The organism is Micromonospora mirobrigensis (genome assembly GCF_900091555.1).
Classification (GTDB): Bacteria; Actinomycetota; Actinomycetes; order Mycobacteriales; family Micromonosporaceae; genus Micromonospora; species Micromonospora mirobrigensis.
The window spans coordinates 364,188-381,107 of the sequence record NZ_FMCX01000005.1; the positions used below are offsets into that span (position 1 = coordinate 364,188).

Below are 16,920 nucleotides of genomic sequence, written 5' to 3' on the forward strand. Positions count from 1 at the left end.
GCGGCCGGCCCGCCCGGACCGTAGGATCGCCAGCGTGACGGGCGCGCAGCGGCACCTCGACGACGGACTGGCGGACGGTCTGGAGCGGCTCTGGACGCCGCACCGGATGACCTACATCTCCGGGGAGGAACGGCCCGAGGGCGGCTACGAGAAGCCCACCGGCTGCCCGTTCTGCCTGGCCCCCGGCCTGCCGCCGGAGACCAGCCTGGTGGTGGCCCGGGGCGAGCACGTCTTCGCGGTGCTCAACCTCTATCCGTACAACCCCGGGCACCTGCTGGTCTGCCCGTACCGGCACGTGGCCGACTACACCGAGCTGGACGTGCCGGAGACCGCCGAGCTGGCCGCCTTCACCCAGGACGCGATGCGGGTGGTGCGGCAGGTCAGCAACGCGCACGGCTTCAACCTGGGGATGAACCAGGGCGGTGTGGCCGGCGCCGGGATCGCCGCCCACCTGCACCAGCACGTGGTGCCCCGGTGGGGCGGCGACGCGAACTTCATGCCGGTGGTCGGGCGGACCAAAGTCCTGCCGCAGCTGCTGGCCGACACCCGCGAGCTGTTCGCCAAGGCCTGGCCCGCCTGAGGGTCGAGGCGCGCCGGGTCAGCCGGCCGCGCGGAACGCGGCCACCAGCTCCGGCCAGCTTTCCACCCGGTGTACGCCGGGCAGGTGCCCGGTGTGCGCGGCGACCTCGGCCGGCCGGGGGCGGAACAGGTACCGGTGCCCGACGGTGTCCAGGTAACCGAGCACCTCCAACCGGTCGTCGACGAAGTCGGTGAGCCCCAGCCGGGCCGCGATCGGCCCCTTCTCCGGCCTGCTGCGGCAGAAGTGCAGCCGCTCCGGCCCGATCCCGGTGCGGTCGTGGAAGCCGTGGTGGGCCAGCCAGTCCCGGGTACGCCGCTCGGTCGACTCGCCGCACTTGGACACCACGTGCACCTCGTCGGCGAGCCCGACCAGCGTCGCCAGCGCCTCGAAGGCCCCCGGCACCGCCGGCGTGAGCCGCCAGTTCGCCCCGAAGAACGACGTGTCCTCGTCGGAGTCGGCCGGTTCGATGATCACGCCGCCGACGTCCACTCCCAACAGCCGCATGCGGTCGATCATGCACCAACGGTCACCATCCCGCCCGCCCGGCCCGACAGGATGGCACGATGCGTCGGTGGCAGTGACGACGCGGACGCTGGGCCGCAGCGGCATCGAGGTCAGCGCCCTGGGCATGGGGTGCTGGGCGATCGGCGGCCCCTGGGCCGAGGCGGGCCGACCGCTGGGCTGGGGACCGGTCGACGACGAGGAGTCCGTCCGGGCGGTCCACCGGGCCCTGGACCTGGGGGTGACCCTCTTCGACACCGCCGACACGTACGGCGCGGGGCACGGCGAGCGGATCCTCGGCCGGGCGCTCGCCGGCCGACGCGACGAGGCGGTGATCGCCACCAAGTGGGGGTACACCTTCGACGAGGACGCCCGGCAGGCCACCGGTGAGGACACCAGCCCGGCGTACCTGCGCCGGGCGGTGGTCGCCTCGCTGCGCCGGCTCGGCACCGACCGGATCGACCTGTACCAGCTGCACCTGGGCGACCTGCCGGTGCCACGGGCGGAGGCGCTGCTGGGCGCCTGCGAGGAGCTGGTCGCCGACGGGCTGGTCCGGGCGTACGGGTGGAGCACCGACCGGCCCGACCGGGCCGCCGCCCTCGGCCGGCGGGGCACCTCGGCGACCGCCGTGCAGCATGGCCTGTCGGTGCTGCGCGACGCCCCGGAACTGCTTGCCGTCTGCGAGAAGTACGACCTGGCCAGCGTGGCCCGGGGCCCGCTCGGGATGGGCCTGCTCACCGGCAAGTACGCCGCCGGCTCCACGCTGCCCCGCGACGACGTACGCGGTACCGGGCCCACCTGGCTGGAGTGGTTCCGCGGCGGCCGGCCCGCCCCGGAGTGGCTGCGCCGCGCGGCGGCGGTACGCGACGCGTTGACCGCCGACGGCCGTACCCCGGCCCAGGGGGCGCTGGGCTGGATCTGGGCCCGCAGCGGCCGGACGGTGCCGATCCCGGGCTGCCGCACGGTGGCCCAGGTCGAGGAGAACGCCGCGGCGCTGCGCCTCGGCCCGCTCGCCCCGGACCAGTTCGCCGAGGTGGAGCGCCGCCTCGCCGCGGTCCGCTCGGCGGCCCTGCGCGACGCCGACCGCCCGTTCTGGCCGATGCCGTCGGTGCCCACCGCCCGCCCCTGACCGCCGTCGCCCACGACGGCGGCCCGGGCCGGGTCGGGGTTCAGCCGTCGGCGGCGTGTTCCTTGCGCAGCTGGTCGGCGAGGTGGGTGGGCATCGGGTCGTAGCGGGCGAACTCGCGACGGAAGGTGCCGGTGCCGGCGGTCATCGCGCGCAGCTCGACCGCGTACCGGAGCAGTTCGGTGGCCGGCACCTCGGCGCGGACCAGGGTGCGGCCCTCGGCGTCCGGGTCGGGTTCGGTGCCGAGCACCCGGCCGCGCCGGCCGGACAGGTCGCCCAGCACCGCGCCGACCGACGGGTCGGGCACCCGGACGGTCACCTCGTCGACCGGTTCCAGCAGCGCCGGGGCGGCCTTGTCGGCGGCGTCGCGCAGGGCCATCGCCCCGGCGGTCTGGAAGGCCGCGTCGGAGGAGTCGACGCTGTGCGCCTTGCCGTCGACCAGGGTGACCCGCAGGTCCACCACCGGGTGGCCGGCGACCAGGCCGCGCTCCAGCTGGGCCCGGACGCCCTTCTCCACCGACGGGATGTAGTTGTGCGGCACCGCCCCGCCGACGACCTTGTCGACGAACTCGAAGCCGGCGCCGCGGGGCAGCGGCTCCACCTCGATGTCGCAGACGGCGTACTGGCCGTGGCCGCCGGACTGCTTGACGTGCCGGCCGTGCCCGCGGGCGGCGCCGGTCAGGGTCTCCCGCAGCGACACCCGCACCGGCTCGGTCTCCAGCTCGACGCCGCCGCTGCGCAGCCGGTCCAGCACCACGTCGGCGTGCGCCTCGCCCATGCACCAGAGCACCAGCTGGTGGGTCTCCGGGTTGCGTTCCAGCCGCATGGTCGGGTCACCGGCGACCAGCCGGCCCAGGTTGCGGGCCAGGGCGTCCTCGTCGGCCCGGCTCTTCGCCACGATCGCCACCGGCAGCAGCGGCTCGGGCATGTCCCAGGGGGCGATCAGTAGCGGCTCGTCCCTGGCGGAGATGGTGTCGCCGGTCTCCGCGCTGCCCGACTTGGTGATCGCGCAGAGGTCGCCGGCCACACAGGCGTCGGCCTCGCGCAGCGTCGCGCCCAGCGGGGTGTAGATGTGGCCGACCCGCTCGTCGGCGTCGTGGTCGGGGTGGCCGCGTTCGGTCAGGCCGTGCCCGGAGACGTGGATCACCTGGTCGGGCCGGAGGGTGCCGGAGAAGACCCGGACCAGGGAGACCCGCCCGACGTGCCGGTCGACGGTGGTCTTGACCACCTCGGCGACCAACGGGCCGTCCGGGTCGCAGGTCAGCGGCGGCCGGGGGGAGCCGTCCACCCCGGTGACCGCGGGCAGGTCGTGCTCCAGCGGCGACGGGAAGCCGGCGGTGAGCACCTCCAGCAGCGCGTCCAGGCCGACCCCGGTCCCGGCGCAGACCGGCACCACCGGATAGAAGTGGCCGCGGGCGACCGCCTTCTCCAGGTCCTCGATGAGGATGTCGGTGCCGATCTCCTCGCCGCCGAGGTAGCGGTCCATCAGGGTCTCGTCCTCGCTCTCGGCGATGATCCCCTCGATCAGCTCGCCGCGGGACTCGCCGATGGCCGGCAGGTGCTCCGGGTCCGGTTCGCGTACGGCGGCGGGGTGCCCGGCGGTGTAGTCGAAGACCCGCTGGGTGATCAGGCCGAGCAGCCCGGCCGTGGAGACCCCGTCGTCACCGAGCATCGGCAGGTAGAGCGGGAGCACGTTGTCCCCGAAGACCCGCTGGCACAGCGCCACCGCCTCGTCGAAGTCGGCGCGCGGGTGGTCCAGCCGGGCCACCGCCACGGCGCGCGGCATGTCGACCGCCGCGCACTCCTCCCACAGCGCCGCGGTGGCCGCGTCCATCCCGTCGACGGCGGAGACCACGAACAGCGCCGCGTCGGCGGCCCGCAGCCCGGCCCGCAGCTCACCGACGAAGTCGGCGTAACCGGGGGTGTCGAGGAGGTTGACCTTGACGCCGTCGTGCACCAGCGGGGCGCAGGCCAGGCTCACCGAGCGCTGCTGGCGTACGGCCGCCGGGTCGTGGTCGCAGACGGTGGTGCCGTCGGTGACCGTGCCGGCCCGACCGATCGTGCCGGTGGCGGCGAGCAGCGCCTCCACCAGCGTGGTCTTGCCCGCGCCGGAGTGCCCGACGAGCACCACGTTGCGAACCCTGTCGGGCCCGGTCACCACCGGCGCGCCGCCGGTGACACCCTTCTCCTGATTTTTCTGCGCCATCCGGGCGCACCTCCCTCAGCCGTGGTGGGTGGTGTCCGCCGCGCGCGACGGGAAGCGGCCCGAGCGGGTTCCGCGGCGACATCCTCCGGTGCTCTGCTGCCCTGCGGTAACGGGACGGGTGGCCGGGTGAGCTGGCTCACCCCGCCACGTCCGATCTCACACCCGTTGCCGACCCGGCACAAGGCTCCGGGCTGACCGGGCGTACCGCGTCGCAACGCGGGCCGTTATCGTGGGACCGCCATGGCGAAGATCTTCCAAGTGTCGGCCCGCGCGGGGATGACCCGCGTCGTCGAGCCGATCGCGCGCGGCCTGCTCCGCGCCGGCGTCACCCCCAACGCGGTCACCGTGACCGGCACCCTCGGCGTGCTCGTCGGCGCTCTCGGCCTCGGCGCCCGCGGCCACCTGGTCGCCGGCGCCCTGGTCGTGACGTTCTTCGCGCTGACCGACCTGCTCGACGGGACGATGGCCCGGATGAGCGGGGGCTCCACCCGGTTCGGCGCCTTCCTCGACTCGAGCATGGATCGGATCGCCGACAGCGCCGTCTTCGGCGCGGTGGCGTACTGGCTGGCCACCGAGGGCGACCACGCCGGGACGGCGGCCGCGCTGATCTGCCTGGCCGCCGGCGGTCTGGTCTCCTACGTCAAGGCCCGCGCCGAGGGGCTCGGGATGACCTGCAACGTGGGCATCGCCGAGCGCACCGAACGGCTGCTGATCGTCGGGGTGGGCGGCCTGCTCACCGGCTTCGGCGTGCCGCTGGCCCTGGAGATCGCGCTGTGGCTGCTGGCCGCCGTGTCGATCTTCACGGTCGGGCAGCGGATGGCCCACGTGTACCGGCAGGCCCAGCGGGTCGGCCCGCAGTGAACCTCACCGAGCTCGGCTACGTCGCCGGCTGGCGCCTGGTCCGGGCGCTGCCCCGGCCCGTGGTGGCGGCGGCCTTCCGGGCGGGCGCGGACCGCGCCCACCGCAGGGGCGGCGGGGGTACGGCCCGACTCCGCGCGAACCTGCGCCGGGTGGTCGGCCCGGACGTGCCCGAGGCGGAGCTGGACGAGCTGGCCCGGCGCGGCCTGCGCTCGTACGCCCGGTACTGGATGGAGGCGTTCCGGCTGCCCTCGTGCAGTCGGGAGCAGATCCTGGCCGGATTCCGGTTGGACGGCGCGGAGAAGCTCGCCGCGGACGTGGCCGCCGGTCGGGGCGCGGTGGTGGCGCTGCCGCACGCCGGCAACTGGGACGCCGCGGGCGCCTGGGTGGCGGCCACCGGCTGGCCGATCACCACGGTCGCCGAGCGACTCAAGCCGGAGGCCGTATACGAGCGCTTCCTCGCCTTCCGCCAGGGCCTCGGCATGGAGATCCTGCCCACCCACGGCGGTGACCGGCCGGCCTTCGACGTGCTGGTGGACCGGGTGCAGGCGGGCACGGTGGTGCCGCTGCTCGCCGACCGGGACCTCTCCGCCCGGGGCGTGGAGGTCGACTTCTTCGGCGGTCGGACCCGGATGCCGGCCGGCTGCGCGCTGCTGGCGATCCGCACCGGCGCGCCGCTCTACGTCGCCTCGATGTGGTACGAACCGGACGCCGCCCGCGCCTCGCTCGAGGGCCCGCTGGAGCTGCCCGACCCGGACAGCGGCCCGCTGGACCAGCGGGTACGCCGGCTCACCCAGCAGATTGCCGACGGTCTGGCGGCGGGCATCGCCCGGCATCCGGAAGACTGGCACATGTTGCAGCGGATGTGGCTGGACCAGCCCGGCGCCGCTCGGGGCGGGTCCGCCCCGGTGCAGCCGCCGGCCACCACCGGCTCGGTCTGAGTGGGCGGCCGGCTGGTCGCCGACGACGCGGCGCGGCGGGACCCCGCGCGCGCGGACGAGAGGCGTTGACGTGCGGATCGGCATCGTGTGCCCGTACTCCTTCGACGTCCCCGGCGGGGTGCAGAACCACATCGTCGACCTGGCCGAGGCGCTGATCGGCCTGGGACACGAGGTCAGCGTGCTGGCCCCGGCCGACGACGACGCCGCGCTGCCGCCGTACGTGGTGTCGGCGGGGCGGGCGATGCCGCTGCCGTACAACGGGTCGGTGGCCCGGATCGCGTTCGGGCCGGTCTCCACCGCCCGGGTGCGGCGCTGGATCACCCGGGGCGAGTTCGACGTGCTGCACGTGCACGAGCCGCTCACGCCGAGCCTGTCGATGCTGGCGGTGCTCTGTGCCCGGGGCCCGGTGGTGGCCACCTTCCACACCGCGATGACCCGCTCCCGGGTGCTGTCGGCCGCGCAGGGGGTGCTCCAGATCCTGCTGGAGCGGATCACCGCCCGGATCGCGGTCAGCGCCCTGGCCCGCAAGGTGCAGGTCGAGCACATGGACGGCGGCGCGGTGGAGATCCCCAACGGGGTGACGGTCGCCAAGTTCGTCGACGCGCAGCCGCTGCCGGGCTGGCCGGGGGAGTGCGGGCCGGGGGTCGGCGGGACGCTGGGTTTCCTGGGCCGCTTCACCGAGGCGCGCAAGGGTTTCCCGGTGCTGCGCGACGCGTTCGTGGCGTTGGCCGCCCAGCGGCCGGGGCTGCGGCTGCTGGTCGCCGGGCCCGGCGACCGGGACGACCTGTTCGACCGGATCCCGGCCGGGCTGCACGACCGGGTCACCTTCCTCGGCCTGGTCTCCGAGGCCGACAAGGCGCGGATGCTGCGCAGCGTGCACCTGTACGTCGCGCCGAACATCGGCGGGGAGTCCTTCGGGATGATCCTCACCGAGGCGCTCGCCGCCGGCACCACCGTGGTCGCCAGCGACCTGGACGCGTTCCGCCGGGTGCTCGACGGCGGTCGGGCCGGCCGGCTCTTCCCGACCGGTGACCCGGCCGCGCTGCGCGCCGCCCTGGCGGAGCTGCTCGACGACCCCGCGCGGCGGGCCGCCCTGACCACCTGCGGCGACCAGGTGGTCACCCACTTCGACTGGCCGGTGGTGGCCCGCCGCGTGGTGGAGGTGTACGCCGCCGCGATCGAGGCCACCGACGGGCGGGTCATCGACCAGGAGTGGGTGGGCCTGCCCTGAGTCGGGGTGCCGTTGGTGCGGATGTGACGTTCGCGTGACGACGGCCGCGTCCGTGCCGGGCGGGGAACCGGGCGGCACTACGATGCCGGGCATGTGGTGGCTGGTGGGTGCGGGTCTGGTGCTCGGGCTGGTGGCGGCGTACCTGACCTGGACCGCCGGGCGGGTCGAACGGTTGCAGTCCCGGGCGGAGCTGGCGGCCCGGGCGTTGGACGCCCACCTGCTGCGCCGGGCGGCGGCCGCCGCGGTGCTGGCCGAGCGCCGGTACGGCGTCGAGCTGTACGCGGCGGCCCGGATCGCCCTGGACGCCGCGCCGCAGGAGCGGGAGGCGGCCGAGAACGACCTGACCCGGCAGCTGCGTACGGTGGACCTGGACCCGGCCGACCGGGACTGCGAGGCGGTGGTGGCGGCGAGCCGGCGGTTGGCGCTGGCCCGGCAGGTGCACACCGACCTGGTCCGGGACGCCCGGACGGCGCGTAGCCGCCCGCTGGTGCGGCTGTTCCGGATGGGGCGGCGGCACACCTGGCCCCGCTACTTCGACATCGACGACCCGACCCTGACCGTCCCGGCCGACGTCACCACCGGCTGACCCGGGTTGCGGCATGTCGGGCCTTCCGACGTCGCTGTGGCCGCGGGTTACGGCATGTTGGGCCGTTGACGTCGGCGTCGGCGTGGTCGCGGGCTGCGGTGAGGCCGCTGACGGCGGGCGGCGCAACGAGAGCTGTGAGCGCGATACCTCAGAGGTATCAAAATGACTCTGAGGTATCGCGCTCGCGACGATTTTCGCGTCCCGCGCTCGCCCACGCGCCCCGGCCCGGACGGTCGCCGGCTGGTTCGGGCCTTCCCGCCTTGGGCTGCGTCGCGTCGAGGGGGTCCGGCGGGGGAGCGGCCCCCCCAGCAGGGGTGATCGGGGCCACAGGGCAGGCCACCGGGGGTCTGATTGGCTGTCGGACCAGCGTCGACGCCGTCGTAGCCTGGCAGCGTTCCACCCCGAGTGTCCGTCCCAAGGAGCGATGACCCGTGTCCGAATCCACCTCTCCCAACACCGGCGCCACCGGCCCCGTCGTCGGCACCGCGCGGGTCAAGCGCGGCATGGCCGAGATGCTCAAGGGCGGCGTGATCATGGACGTGGTCACCCCCGAGCAGGCGAAGATCGCCGAGGACGCCGGCGCCGTCGCGGTGATGGCGCTGGAGCGGGTGCCCGCCGACATCCGGGCCCAGGGCGGCGTCTCCCGGATGAGCGACCCGGACATGATCGACGGCATCATCGAGGCGGTCTCCATCCCGGTGATGGCCAAGGCCCGGATCGGCCACTTCGTCGAGGCGCAGGTCCTCCAGGCGCTCGGCGTGGACTACGTCGACGAGTCCGAGGTGCTCACCCCGGCCGACTACGCCAACCACATCGACAAGTGGCAGTTCACCGTCCCGTTCGTCTGCGGCGCTACCAACCTGGGCGAGGCGCTGCGCCGGATCACCGAGGGCGCGGCGATGATCCGTTCCAAGGGCGAGGCCGGCACCGGTGACGTCTCCAACGCCACCATGCACATGCGGAGGATCCGGCAGGAGATCGCCCGGCTGAGCTCGCTGCCGGCCGACGAGCTGTTCGTCGCCGCCAAGGAGCTCCAGGCGCCGTACGAGCTGGTCAAGGAGGTCGCCGAGACCGGCAAGCTGCCGGTGGTGCTGTTCACCGCGGGCGGCATCGCCACCCCGGCCGACGCCGCCATGATGATGCAGCTGGGCGCCGAGGGCGTCTTCGTCGGCTCCGGCATCTTCAAGTCCGGCAACCCGGCCCAGCGGGCCGCCGCGATCGTCAAGGCCACCACCTTCCACGACGACCCGGACGTGCTGGCAAAGGTCTCCCGGGGCCTCGGCGAGGCGATGGTCGGGATCAACGTCGACGAGATCCCGCAGCCGCACCGCCTGGCCGAGCGCGGCTGGTGACGATGCGCCCGCCCGTCGTCGGCGTGCTCGCCCTGCAGGGCGACGTCCGCGAGCACCTGGCCGCGCTCGCCGCGGCCGGCGCCCACGCCCGCCCGGTGCGCCGCCCGGTCGAGCTGGACGCGGTCGACGGCCTGGTGATCCCGGGCGGCGAGTCCACCACGATCAGCAAGCTCGTCGACATCTTCGAGCTGCGCGAGCCGATCGACAAGCGGATCGCCGCCGGGATGCCGGTCTACGGCTCCTGCGCCGGCATGATCATGCTGGCCGGTGAGGTGCTCGACGGCCGGCCCGACCAGCGGGGCTTCGCCGGCATCGAGATGACCGTGCGGCGCAACGCCTTCGGCCGGCAGGTCGACTCGTTCGAGGCGCCGGTCGAGGTCACCGGCGTCGAGGGCGGCCCGTTCCACGGGGTCTTCATCCGGGCGCCGTGGGTCGAGCGGGTCGGCGACGGGGTGGAGGTGCTGGGCCGGGTCGCGGGAGGTCCGGCGGCCGACCGGATCGTCGCGGTCCGGCAGGGCAACCTGCTGGCCACCTCGTTCCATCCCGAGCTGACCGGCGACCGGCGGCTGCACGCGTACTTCGTGGAACTGGTGCGGGCCACGGCCTGAACCGGCGGTTTCCACCGGTTTGCCGCACTGTGGCGCCCTGCCGAGGTCGCCGCAGTGCGGCGCGTGACATCCGCCCGGCCGGCGTCGGTAGGATTGCCGAGATTCGGCAGGGCCATCTGCCCGCCACGGCTTCCACCAGAGCTGACCGGCACCTCCGCGTGCGCCGGCGGGAGCGGGGCGTGCGCGGTGCGGTCGATGCAGACGGCGGGTAGCAACGGAGGTAACAGATGTCCGGCCACTCAAAGTGGGCGACGACCAAGCACAAGAAGGCGGTCATCGACGCCAAGCGCGGCAAGATGTTCGCCAAGCTGATCAAGAACGTCGAGGTCGCGGCGCGGACCGGCGGCGGTGACCCGGCCGGTAACCCCACCCTCTTCGACGCCATCCAGAAGGCCAAGAAGAACTCGGTCCCGAACGACAACATCGACCGCGCGGTCAAGCGCGGCTCCGGCCTGGAGGCCGGCGGCGCCGACTGGCAGACGATCATGTACGAGGGCTACGGCCCGAACGGCGTGGCGATGCTGATCGAGTGCCTCACCGACAACCGCAACCGGGCGGCCACCGAGGTGCGCACCGCGCTGACCCGCAACGGCGGCTCGCTGGCCGACGCCGGCTCGGTGTCCTACATGTTCTCCCGCAAGGGCGTGGTGATCGTCCCCAAGGCCGACACCACCGAGGACGACGTGATGATGGCGGTCCTCGACGCCGGCGCCGAGGAGGTCAACGACCTCGGTGAGGCGTACGAGGTGGTCTCCGAGCCGACCGACCTGATCGCGGTCCGCACCGCCCTGCAGGACGCCGGCATCGAGTACGAGTCGGCCGAGTCGTCGCTGATCCCGAGCGTCAACGTGCCTTTGGACGAGGAGGGCGCGCGCAAGGTGTTCAAGCTGATCGACGTCCTCGAGGACTGCGACGACGTGCAGAACGTCTACGCGAACTTCGACGTCCCGGACGAGGTCATGGCGGCCGTCGACGCCTGATCCCGGTCCGCCGCCACGGGCGCCGGCACCCTCGCGGGGGCCGGCGCCTGTCGCGTCTGCGGCTCAGCCGATCCGCTCCCGCTGCCGCCAGGCCGCCCGCACGGAGGTGCGCCCGTTCGTCCGCAGCAGCGAGCCCTCGTAGACCCGCGCCCCGGCGGCGAGGAAGCCGGCGGCGGTGAGCAGCAGCAGCGCCAGCGCCACGAACGGCTCCCAGCCGGCCGCGTCCCCGGTGAACAGCCGGACCGGCATCGCCGTCGGTGAGGAGATCGGCAGGTACGACAGGATCCGCATCGCGGTCGCGTTGTCGTTGAGGAACACCACCGCGAAGAACGGGGCCATCACTGCCAGCTGCACCGGCGTGGACGCCCCGGCGATGTCCTCCTGCCGGTTGACCAGCGCCCCGGCCGCCGCCCACATCGCCGCCAGCAGCAGGAAGCCGAGCAGGAAGAACGGCACGAACCAGCCCAGCGCGGGGGCGACCAGGGCGAGCAGGTCACCACTTCCGGCCAGGCGCATCCCGGCCAGCGCGGCGAGCGCGATCAGGGCGACCTGGCCCAGCGCCAGCGCTCCGGCGGCGAGGATCTTGCCGGCCAGCAACGCCCGGACCGGCACGGCCGCCACCAGGATCTCCACGATCCGGGTCTGCTTCTCCTCGGTGACGCTCTGCGCCACCTGGATGCCGAACGTCTGGGACATGACGAAGAAGACGAAGGCGAAGGCGAACGGCACCAGGTAGGCCGTGACCGGGTCCACCGCGTCCGGGTCGAGCAGCCGCACCGTCGGGGCCGTGCTGAGCGCCCGCACCACGTCGTCCGGGGCCCGGTCGTCGCCGATCACCGTGGGTCCGGCGACGACGGCCGCGTCGGCGTCGCCGGCGCGTACCGCCCGCTCCGCCTCGGCGTCGTCGGCGACCACGAGGACGTCCAGGCCGGCGGTCCGCAGCGGACCGGCCTGGGCGGCGGTGACCGCCACCGTCGACGGACCGCCCTGCAACAGCGCCGGCAGGACGGTGGAGGCGACCGCGATGAGCAGGAAGATCAGGGTGCCGTAGAGGAACGACTTGTCGCGGAGCTTGACCTTGATCTCGCGGGCGGCGACCAGCCGGGTGGCCTGGTAGGTGTTCACTGGTTGACCTCTCGGAAGATCTCGGCGAGGGAGGGGGTGACGGGGTGGAAGACCCGCACCGGGCCACGGGCCAGCGCCGCGCGCAGCACCGACTGGTCGTCGACCGCCGGCGCGAGGTCGAACACCGCGCGTCTCCCGTCGAGATCGACCAGGTTGACGCCCGCCTGGTCCCGCAGCCATCCGGCGTCGCCGTCGACCACCAGCTCGAACCGGGGTGACGTGTACGCGGCCCGCAGCTCGTCGCGGGGGCCGGCCGCCCGGATCGTGCCACCGGCGATGATCACGAGGTCGTCGCAGAGCCGTTCGACCACGTCGAGCTGGTGGCTGGAGAAGAGCACGGGCGCGCCGGCGGCGGCGCGTTCCCGCAGCACGGCGACCACGGTGTCGACGGCCAGTGGGTCGAGCCCGGAGAAGGGCTCGTCGAGGATGAGCACCTCCGGGTCGTGCACCAGGGCGGCGGCGATCTGGGCCCGCTGCTGGTTGCCGAGGGACAGGGTCTCCAGCAGGTCGTCGCCGCGCTCGCCCAGGCCGATCCGCTCCAGGAGCTCGTCGGTGCGGCGGCGCGCCGCCGCCGGGCCCAGGCCGTGGAGGCGGCCGAGGTGGACCACCTGCTCGCGGGTGGTCATCTTCGGGTAGAGGCCTCGTTCCTCCGGCATGTAGCCGAACCGCCGTCGCGCGTCGCGGGTGAGCTGTCGCCCCTGCCACGTCACCTGCCCCGCGTCGGGGGCGAGCACACCGAGGATGATCCGCATGGTGGTGGTCTTGCCGGCACCGTTGCCGCCGACGAACCCGGTCAGCCGGCCGGCGGTCACGTCGAAGGAGACGTCCGAGAGCACCTGACGGCCGCCGAAGCTTCGGTCGACGCCGTCCAGGTGGAGCACGCTGGTCATGCCGGCGACGCTACGGACGCCCGGGCGGCTCGTCGTCCCACCAGGGACTGATCGACGAGGTCCGTCGCTCGGTGGACCCGTCACCCGCCGGGCCGCACCAGCCCGTGCTCGTACGCGAAGATCACCGCCTGGACGCGGTCGCGCAGGCCCAGCTTCGCCAGCACCCGGCTCACGTGGGTCTTCACGGTCGCCTCGCCGACGTGCAGGACGGCGGCGATCTCCGCGTTGCTGGACCCGCGCGCGACCAGCGCCAGCACCTCCCGCTCGCGCGGTGTCAGCTCTGCCGTCGAGGCCTCGTGGCGAGGACCGGTCGGCAGAGCGCCGGGGCGGGCGAAGGTGGAGATCACCCGCCGGGTGAGCGCCGGGGCGATCAGCCCGTCGCCGCGGGCCACCACCCGCACCGCCTCGATCAGGTCCTCCGGGGTGCCGTTCTTGAGCAGGAAGCCGCTCGCCCCGGCGCGCAACGCCGCGAAGAGGTAGTCGTCCCTGTCGAAGGTGGTGAGGATCAGCACCGCCGGGCCGTCGGGGTCCCCGGCGCCGGTGATCCGACCGGTCGCGGCCAACCCGTCGAGCACCGGCATCTCCACGTCCATCAACACCACGTCCGGACGGAGCGCGGCCGCCATCGACACGGCCCGTTCACCGTCGGCGGCCTCGCCCACCACCTCGATGTCCTCCTCCACCTCGAGGATGACCCGGAAGCCGCTGCGGACCAGGTGCTGGTCGTCGACGAGCAGGACCCGGATCGGCCGGTCGGCCGCCGGGGCGCTCACGCCGACCGTCCTGCGGTCTCGACGGGCAACGGGATGCGGGCGCGGACCCGGAAGCCACCACCGGACCGGGGCCCGGCCTCCAGCGTTCCCCCGTGGGCGGCGGCCCGCTCACGCATGCCGATCAGCCCGAGGCCGTCGCCCTGCGGCACGCCGCCGCGCCCGTCGTCGCTGACGTCCACCTCCAACTCCCGGGCGAGGTAGCGGATCCGGACGTCCAGGGAGGTGGCGTGGGCGTGCTTGACGGAGTTGGTGACCGCCTCCTGCACCATCCGGTACGCCGCCTGCGACACCGATCGGGGCAGCGGAAGCGGGTCGCCGAACACGCCGAGTTCGGCGCGGAGCCCGGTCTCCCGAGCCCGGTCCACCAGCGCACCCACCTGGTCGATGCCGGCGGTGTCCGCCGGTGCGTCGCCGGGCCCGACGCCCGGGTCGCGCAGCACGCCGAGCATCCGGCGCAACTCGTCGACCGACGTCCGGGCCGTGTCCTCGATGGCGCTCAGGGCGGTCCGGGCCTTGTCCGGGTCCCGGTCCAGCACCCGCCGGCAGGCGGCGGCCTGCACCCCCATGACCGACACGTGGTGGGCGACCACGTCGTGCAGCTCACGGGCGATCCGTACCCGTTCACCCATCACCGCGCGTTCCCGCGCCTCCTCCTGCGACCGGCGGAGCTGTTCGGCCTGCTCGCGCAGTTCCTGCCGACGGCACGCGGCGACCCAGGCGGTCTGGCCGAAGTAGTAGGCGAAGGCGAAGAACAGCACGTTGAACAGCACGCCGTTGATCACCGCGGCGAGCACCGGCGGCACCGGCCCGGCCGCGTCGTCGAAGGCAAGCGCCGAGATCTGGTCCGCGCGCAGCGCGAGCGACACTCCCAGCCAGCCGAACATCGCGGCGATGACGCCCACCCGGATGCGGCCGGCGAGCCGCCGGTCGGTGCCCCACGCACCGAGGGTGTAGAGCGCGGTGAAGAGCGCCCCGGACGGCAGCTGCGACAGCGGGACGGCGCGGGCCTGCCCGGCGACGAACGCGATCGACACGAGTACGGCGACGGTGGCGGGATAGCGTCGCCGGACCGCCAGCGGGGCGGTGGCCGCCACGGTCCACCAGAGCTGTTCGGCCAGGCTGGGCGGCGGCCCGAGCAGGAATGCCCCGGTGCTGCGGGCCAGCGTCAGCTCGAACAGGGCCAGGACGGTGACGGCGAGGCCGATCCAGAGGTCGGTGCGGTTCTGCTCGATGGTGGGCGGGGGCCGTCGCCATCCGGCGGGTGCGGTGCTCACCGTACGACCATGCCATCCGTACCTGCCGGCACCCGGCCGGGGTGCGGCCGGGCCCGGGCGGCGGGACGCAGGCCGGCCGGCCCCGGCGTCCCGCCGCCGTCCGCGTCGGTGGTTTCCGCCCTGCCCCGTGCCGGGACGGGAACCACCGGCCGGCGGTCAGCTCCCGCCGAAGCGGCGCGCCACTGCGGCGAAGGCGGCCTTGCGCCGCACCCGCCCGTCGGGCAGCACGGCCACCAGGCCGTAGCCGGCCGCGTCCAGGTCGAGTTCCGGCTCGGGTCGGTGCGGATAGCTGAACGCCGCGTAGCTGAAGACGAAGGCGCCCTCGACGCCGGCCGCCTCCGCCGCGTCGAGCAGCGCGCCGACCTCCTCGGCCTGCCCGGCCTCGTCCCGGGTCACCGGCTCGCGCAGCCGCGGCGGGTCGGCGTCCCGGTCGACCACGGTCCAGGCCGTGGCGCCGCGCTGCGCCGCCCCCGCGTACGTGGCGCAGCCCATCTCGGTGAGGACGACCGGCCGGTCGGGCCGCCGCCAGCCGGCGATCCGCCCGGCCCACTCCGGCCGGCTCTGCCCGGCCCGGTAGTGGTCGACGCCGACCAGGTCGAACGGCGTCCAGTCGACGGTCTCGAAGTCCAGCGCCGCGTAGGTCACCGGGCCGGCGAAGTGGGCCCGGGCGGTGGCGGCGGCGCGCCGCAGGTGCCGGTTGAGGGCCCACGGGAACGGGCCGTGCCGCAGGGTGCTGGCGACCAGCCGGCGGGGGCTGGTCAGGGTGGCCACCCGCTGCGCCGCGGTGGCCCCGGCCACGATGCCGCGCAGGAACAGGGTGGCCTCCCAGCCGGCCACCAGCACCACGTCGGCGCCCTCGGCGCGCAGCCGCTCCGCGTCCTGCGCACAGACCGCCAGGTGTGCCCGGGCGGCAGCGGGGGTGACGTCGATCAGGCCGGGGGAGACCCACACCGCCAGGCCGGCCTCGGCGGCCAGCGTGCCGGCCGTACGCAGCCGCGCCGGGTCACGGCCGATCAGGCGTACCGCGTTGGCGCCCAGCTCGGTGCGGATCGTCCGCAGGTCCCGACGGACCTGGTCCGGGTCGAAGTCGGGGCGGGAGGGACGGCCGGGCAGCAGCTCCACGCCGGTGTCGTAGACGACGCCCCGGATCCGCATGGCCACTCCTTATCGATACGCTGTATCAGTCACGGTACTGTAGCGCCATGAGCGTGGTCTGGGAACGCCCGGAGCCGTCCCGTCGCCACCGCCCGTTGCTCGACCGGCCGGCGATCGTCGCGGCGGCCGGCGCCCTCGCCGACGCCGGCGGCCTGGACGCGGTGACCCTGCGCGGCGTCGCCGCCCGCCTCGACGTGCTGCCGATGCGCCTCTACCGCCACCTCGACTCCCGGGACGACCTGCTCGACCTGCTCGCCGACGCCACCTGCGGCGAGATCGCGCTGCCCGCCGCCGGGGTCGGCGACTGGCGGGCCCGGCTGCGGGCCCTCGCCGCCGCGACCGTGCTGGTGGCCCGCCGTCATCCCTGGTACGTGAGCCTGCTCGGCAGCCGCCCGCCGTACGGGCCGCACGGGCTGGCGTACCAGGAATGGCTCTTCGCGGCGCTGGACCGGCCGGGCCTCGCGGTGACCGAGCTGATGCACGCCGCCGACGCCTTCCTGGGCTACCTGATCGGTCAGCTGCACCTGGAGCTGTTGCGGGTGCCGGCCGGGGCGACCGCCCACGTGCCCGCCCCCGCGCAGCTCTCCTACCTGGCCCGGGCCGTCGCCGGCGGCCGGCACCCCACGCTGGCCCGGATCTTCACCGAGGGTCGACAGCTCCACGCCACCGAGGCGTTCGAGGCCGGACTGGAGATCGTGCTCGACGGGATCGCCGCCCGACTGACGTGACGCGGC

Annotated in this window: 17 protein-coding genes; 10 read left to right on the forward strand and 7 right to left on the reverse strand. The window is 74.5% G+C overall.

What is annotated here, in order from left to right:
* Window positions 1-34 precede the first annotated feature (34 nt).
* On the forward strand, window positions 35-580 hold the full coding sequence (locus GA0070564_RS18890; RefSeq protein ID WP_091609979.1) for an HIT family protein: 546 nt from the start codon (window positions 35-37) through the stop codon (window positions 578-580).
* Between the two features lie 18 nt (window positions 581-598).
* Here GA0070564_RS18890 and GA0070564_RS18895 read toward each other — a convergent pair whose 3' ends face one another.
* Entirely contained in the window at window positions 599-1,084 is a 486-nt protein-coding gene (locus tag GA0070564_RS18895; protein ID WP_245670104.1) for a hypothetical protein, read from the reverse strand.
* A 124-nt stretch (window positions 1,085-1,208) separates the two neighbouring features.
* On the opposite strand from GA0070564_RS18895, the gene GA0070564_RS18900 reads away from it, so the two are divergent.
* A complete protein-coding gene (locus GA0070564_RS18900; protein ID WP_245670117.1) occupies window positions 1,209-2,210 on the forward strand; it encodes an aldo/keto reductase in 1,002 nt (333 codons plus the stop codon).
* A gap of 40 nt (window positions 2,211-2,250) precedes the next feature.
* Here GA0070564_RS18900 and GA0070564_RS18905 read toward each other — a convergent pair whose 3' ends face one another.
* Entirely contained in the window at window positions 2,251-4,413 is a 2,163-nt protein-coding gene (locus GA0070564_RS18905) for an elongation factor G-like protein EF-G2 (protein WP_091609982.1), read from the reverse strand.
* Between the two features lie 240 nt (window positions 4,414-4,653).
* On the opposite strand from GA0070564_RS18905, the gene pgsA reads away from it, so the two are divergent.
* From pgsA to GA0070564_RS18940, 7 genes are all read left to right on the forward strand, one after another.
* A complete protein-coding gene (gene pgsA, locus GA0070564_RS18910; RefSeq protein WP_091609983.1) occupies window positions 4,654-5,274 on the forward strand; it encodes a phosphatidylinositol phosphate synthase in 621 nt (206 codons plus the stop codon).
* Window positions 5,271-6,212: a phosphatidylinositol mannoside acyltransferase gene (locus GA0070564_RS18915; protein WP_091609984.1), complete on the forward strand. Its 942-nt coding sequence runs from the start codon at window positions 5,271-5,273 to the stop codon at window positions 6,210-6,212. Before pgsA ends, GA0070564_RS18915 begins: the two co-directional genes overlap by 4 nt.
* 70 nt (window positions 6,213-6,282) lie before the next feature.
* Window positions 6,283-7,443, forward strand: coding sequence for a glycosyltransferase family 4 protein (locus tag GA0070564_RS18920; protein WP_091609985.1), 1,161 nt, complete (start codon window positions 6,283-6,285; stop codon window positions 7,441-7,443).
* 82 nt (window positions 7,444-7,525) lie between these two features.
* Entirely contained in the window at window positions 7,526-8,029 is a 504-nt protein-coding gene (locus GA0070564_RS18925; RefSeq protein WP_091610365.1) for a hypothetical protein, read from the forward strand.
* Window positions 8,030-8,460: 431 nt separating this feature from the next.
* Window positions 8,461-9,381 carry a pyridoxal 5'-phosphate synthase lyase subunit PdxS gene (gene pdxS / locus GA0070564_RS18930; protein ID WP_091609986.1) on the forward strand — a complete coding sequence of 307 codons (921 nt, stop codon included), beginning with the start codon at window positions 8,461-8,463 and terminating at the stop codon, window positions 9,379-9,381.
* A gap of 2 nt (window positions 9,382-9,383) precedes the next feature.
* Window positions 9,384-9,989, forward strand: a complete 606-nt coding sequence (gene pdxT, locus GA0070564_RS18935; protein ID WP_091609987.1) for a pyridoxal 5'-phosphate synthase glutaminase subunit PdxT — start codon at window positions 9,384-9,386, stop codon at window positions 9,987-9,989.
* Between the two features lie 227 nt (window positions 9,990-10,216).
* Window positions 10,217-10,969 (forward strand): YebC/PmpR family DNA-binding transcriptional regulator, encoded by a 753-nt coding sequence (locus GA0070564_RS18940; protein ID WP_088970887.1) that lies wholly within the window; start codon window positions 10,217-10,219, stop codon window positions 10,967-10,969.
* Window positions 10,970-11,032: 63 nt separating this feature from the next.
* Here the strand turns inward: GA0070564_RS18940 and GA0070564_RS18945 are convergent, their stop codons facing one another.
* The 5 genes from GA0070564_RS18945 to GA0070564_RS18965 all read right to left on the reverse strand — a co-directional run bounded on the left by GA0070564_RS18945 (window position 11,033) and on the right by GA0070564_RS18965 (window position 16,186).
* Complete coding sequence (locus tag GA0070564_RS18945) at window positions 11,033-12,094, reverse strand: ABC transporter permease (RefSeq protein WP_091609988.1); 1,062 nt, start codon at window positions 12,092-12,094, stop codon at window positions 11,033-11,035.
* The gene (locus GA0070564_RS18950; RefSeq protein ID WP_091609989.1) at window positions 12,091-12,984 is read right to left on the reverse strand and encodes an ABC transporter ATP-binding protein; all 894 of its coding nucleotides are present in this window, start codon (window positions 12,982-12,984) and stop codon (window positions 12,091-12,093) included. Before GA0070564_RS18950 ends, GA0070564_RS18945 begins: the two co-directional genes overlap by 4 nt.
* An 80-nt stretch (window positions 12,985-13,064) precedes the next feature.
* Window positions 13,065-13,757 (reverse strand): response regulator, encoded by a 693-nt coding sequence (locus GA0070564_RS18955; protein WP_091609990.1) that lies wholly within the window; start codon window positions 13,755-13,757, stop codon window positions 13,065-13,067.
* Window positions 13,754-15,031 carry a sensor histidine kinase gene (locus GA0070564_RS18960; RefSeq protein WP_091609991.1) on the reverse strand — a complete coding sequence of 426 codons (1,278 nt, stop codon included), beginning with the start codon at window positions 15,029-15,031 and terminating at the stop codon, window positions 13,754-13,756. The genes GA0070564_RS18955 and GA0070564_RS18960 overlap by 4 nt, the downstream gene beginning before the upstream one ends.
* 156 nt (window positions 15,032-15,187) lie before the next feature.
* Entirely contained in the window at window positions 15,188-16,186 is a 999-nt protein-coding gene (locus GA0070564_RS18965) for a glycoside hydrolase family 113 protein (RefSeq protein WP_091609992.1), read from the reverse strand.
* A 47-nt stretch (window positions 16,187-16,233) separates the two neighbouring features.
* Between GA0070564_RS18965 and GA0070564_RS18970 the strand changes: the two genes are divergently transcribed.
* Window positions 16,234-16,914 carry a TetR/AcrR family transcriptional regulator C-terminal domain-containing protein gene (locus GA0070564_RS18970; protein WP_091609993.1) on the forward strand — a complete coding sequence of 227 codons (681 nt, stop codon included), beginning with the start codon at window positions 16,234-16,236 and terminating at the stop codon, window positions 16,912-16,914.
* Window positions 16,915-16,920: the final 6 nt, after the last annotated feature.

Bases quoted from the DNA above. Each gene is read 5' to 3' on its own strand.
- GA0070564_RS18895 (WP_245670104.1), bottom strand. From the start codon at position 1,084: ATGCGGCTGTTGGGAGTGGACGTCGGCGGCGTGATCATCGAACCGGCC.
- GA0070564_RS18900 (WP_245670117.1), top strand. From the start codon at position 1,209: ATGGGGTGCTGGGCGATCGGCGGCCCCTGGGCCGAGGCGGGCCGACCG.
- GA0070564_RS18905 (WP_091609982.1), bottom strand. From the start codon at position 4,413: ATGGCGCAGAAAAATCAGGAGAAGGGTGTCACCGGCGGCGCGCCGGTG.
- pgsA (WP_091609983.1), top strand. From the start codon at position 4,654: ATGGCGAAGATCTTCCAAGTGTCGGCCCGCGCGGGGATGACCCGCGTC.
- GA0070564_RS18925 (WP_091610365.1), top strand. From the start codon at position 7,526: ATGCCGGGCATGTGGTGGCTGGTGGGTGCGGGTCTGGTGCTCGGGCTG.
- pdxT (WP_091609987.1), top strand. From the start codon at position 9,384: ATGCGCCCGCCCGTCGTCGGCGTGCTCGCCCTGCAGGGCGACGTCCGC.
- GA0070564_RS18940 (WP_088970887.1), top strand. From the start codon at position 10,217: ATGTCCGGCCACTCAAAGTGGGCGACGACCAAGCACAAGAAGGCGGTC.
- GA0070564_RS18950 (WP_091609989.1), bottom strand. From the start codon at position 12,984: ATGACCAGCGTGCTCCACCTGGACGGCGTCGACCGAAGCTTCGGCGGC.
- GA0070564_RS18965 (WP_091609992.1), bottom strand. From the start codon at position 16,186: ATGCGGATCCGGGGCGTCGTCTACGACACCGGCGTGGAGCTGCTGCCC.
- GA0070564_RS18970 (WP_091609993.1), top strand. From the start codon at position 16,234: ATGAGCGTGGTCTGGGAACGCCCGGAGCCGTCCCGTCGCCACCGCCCG.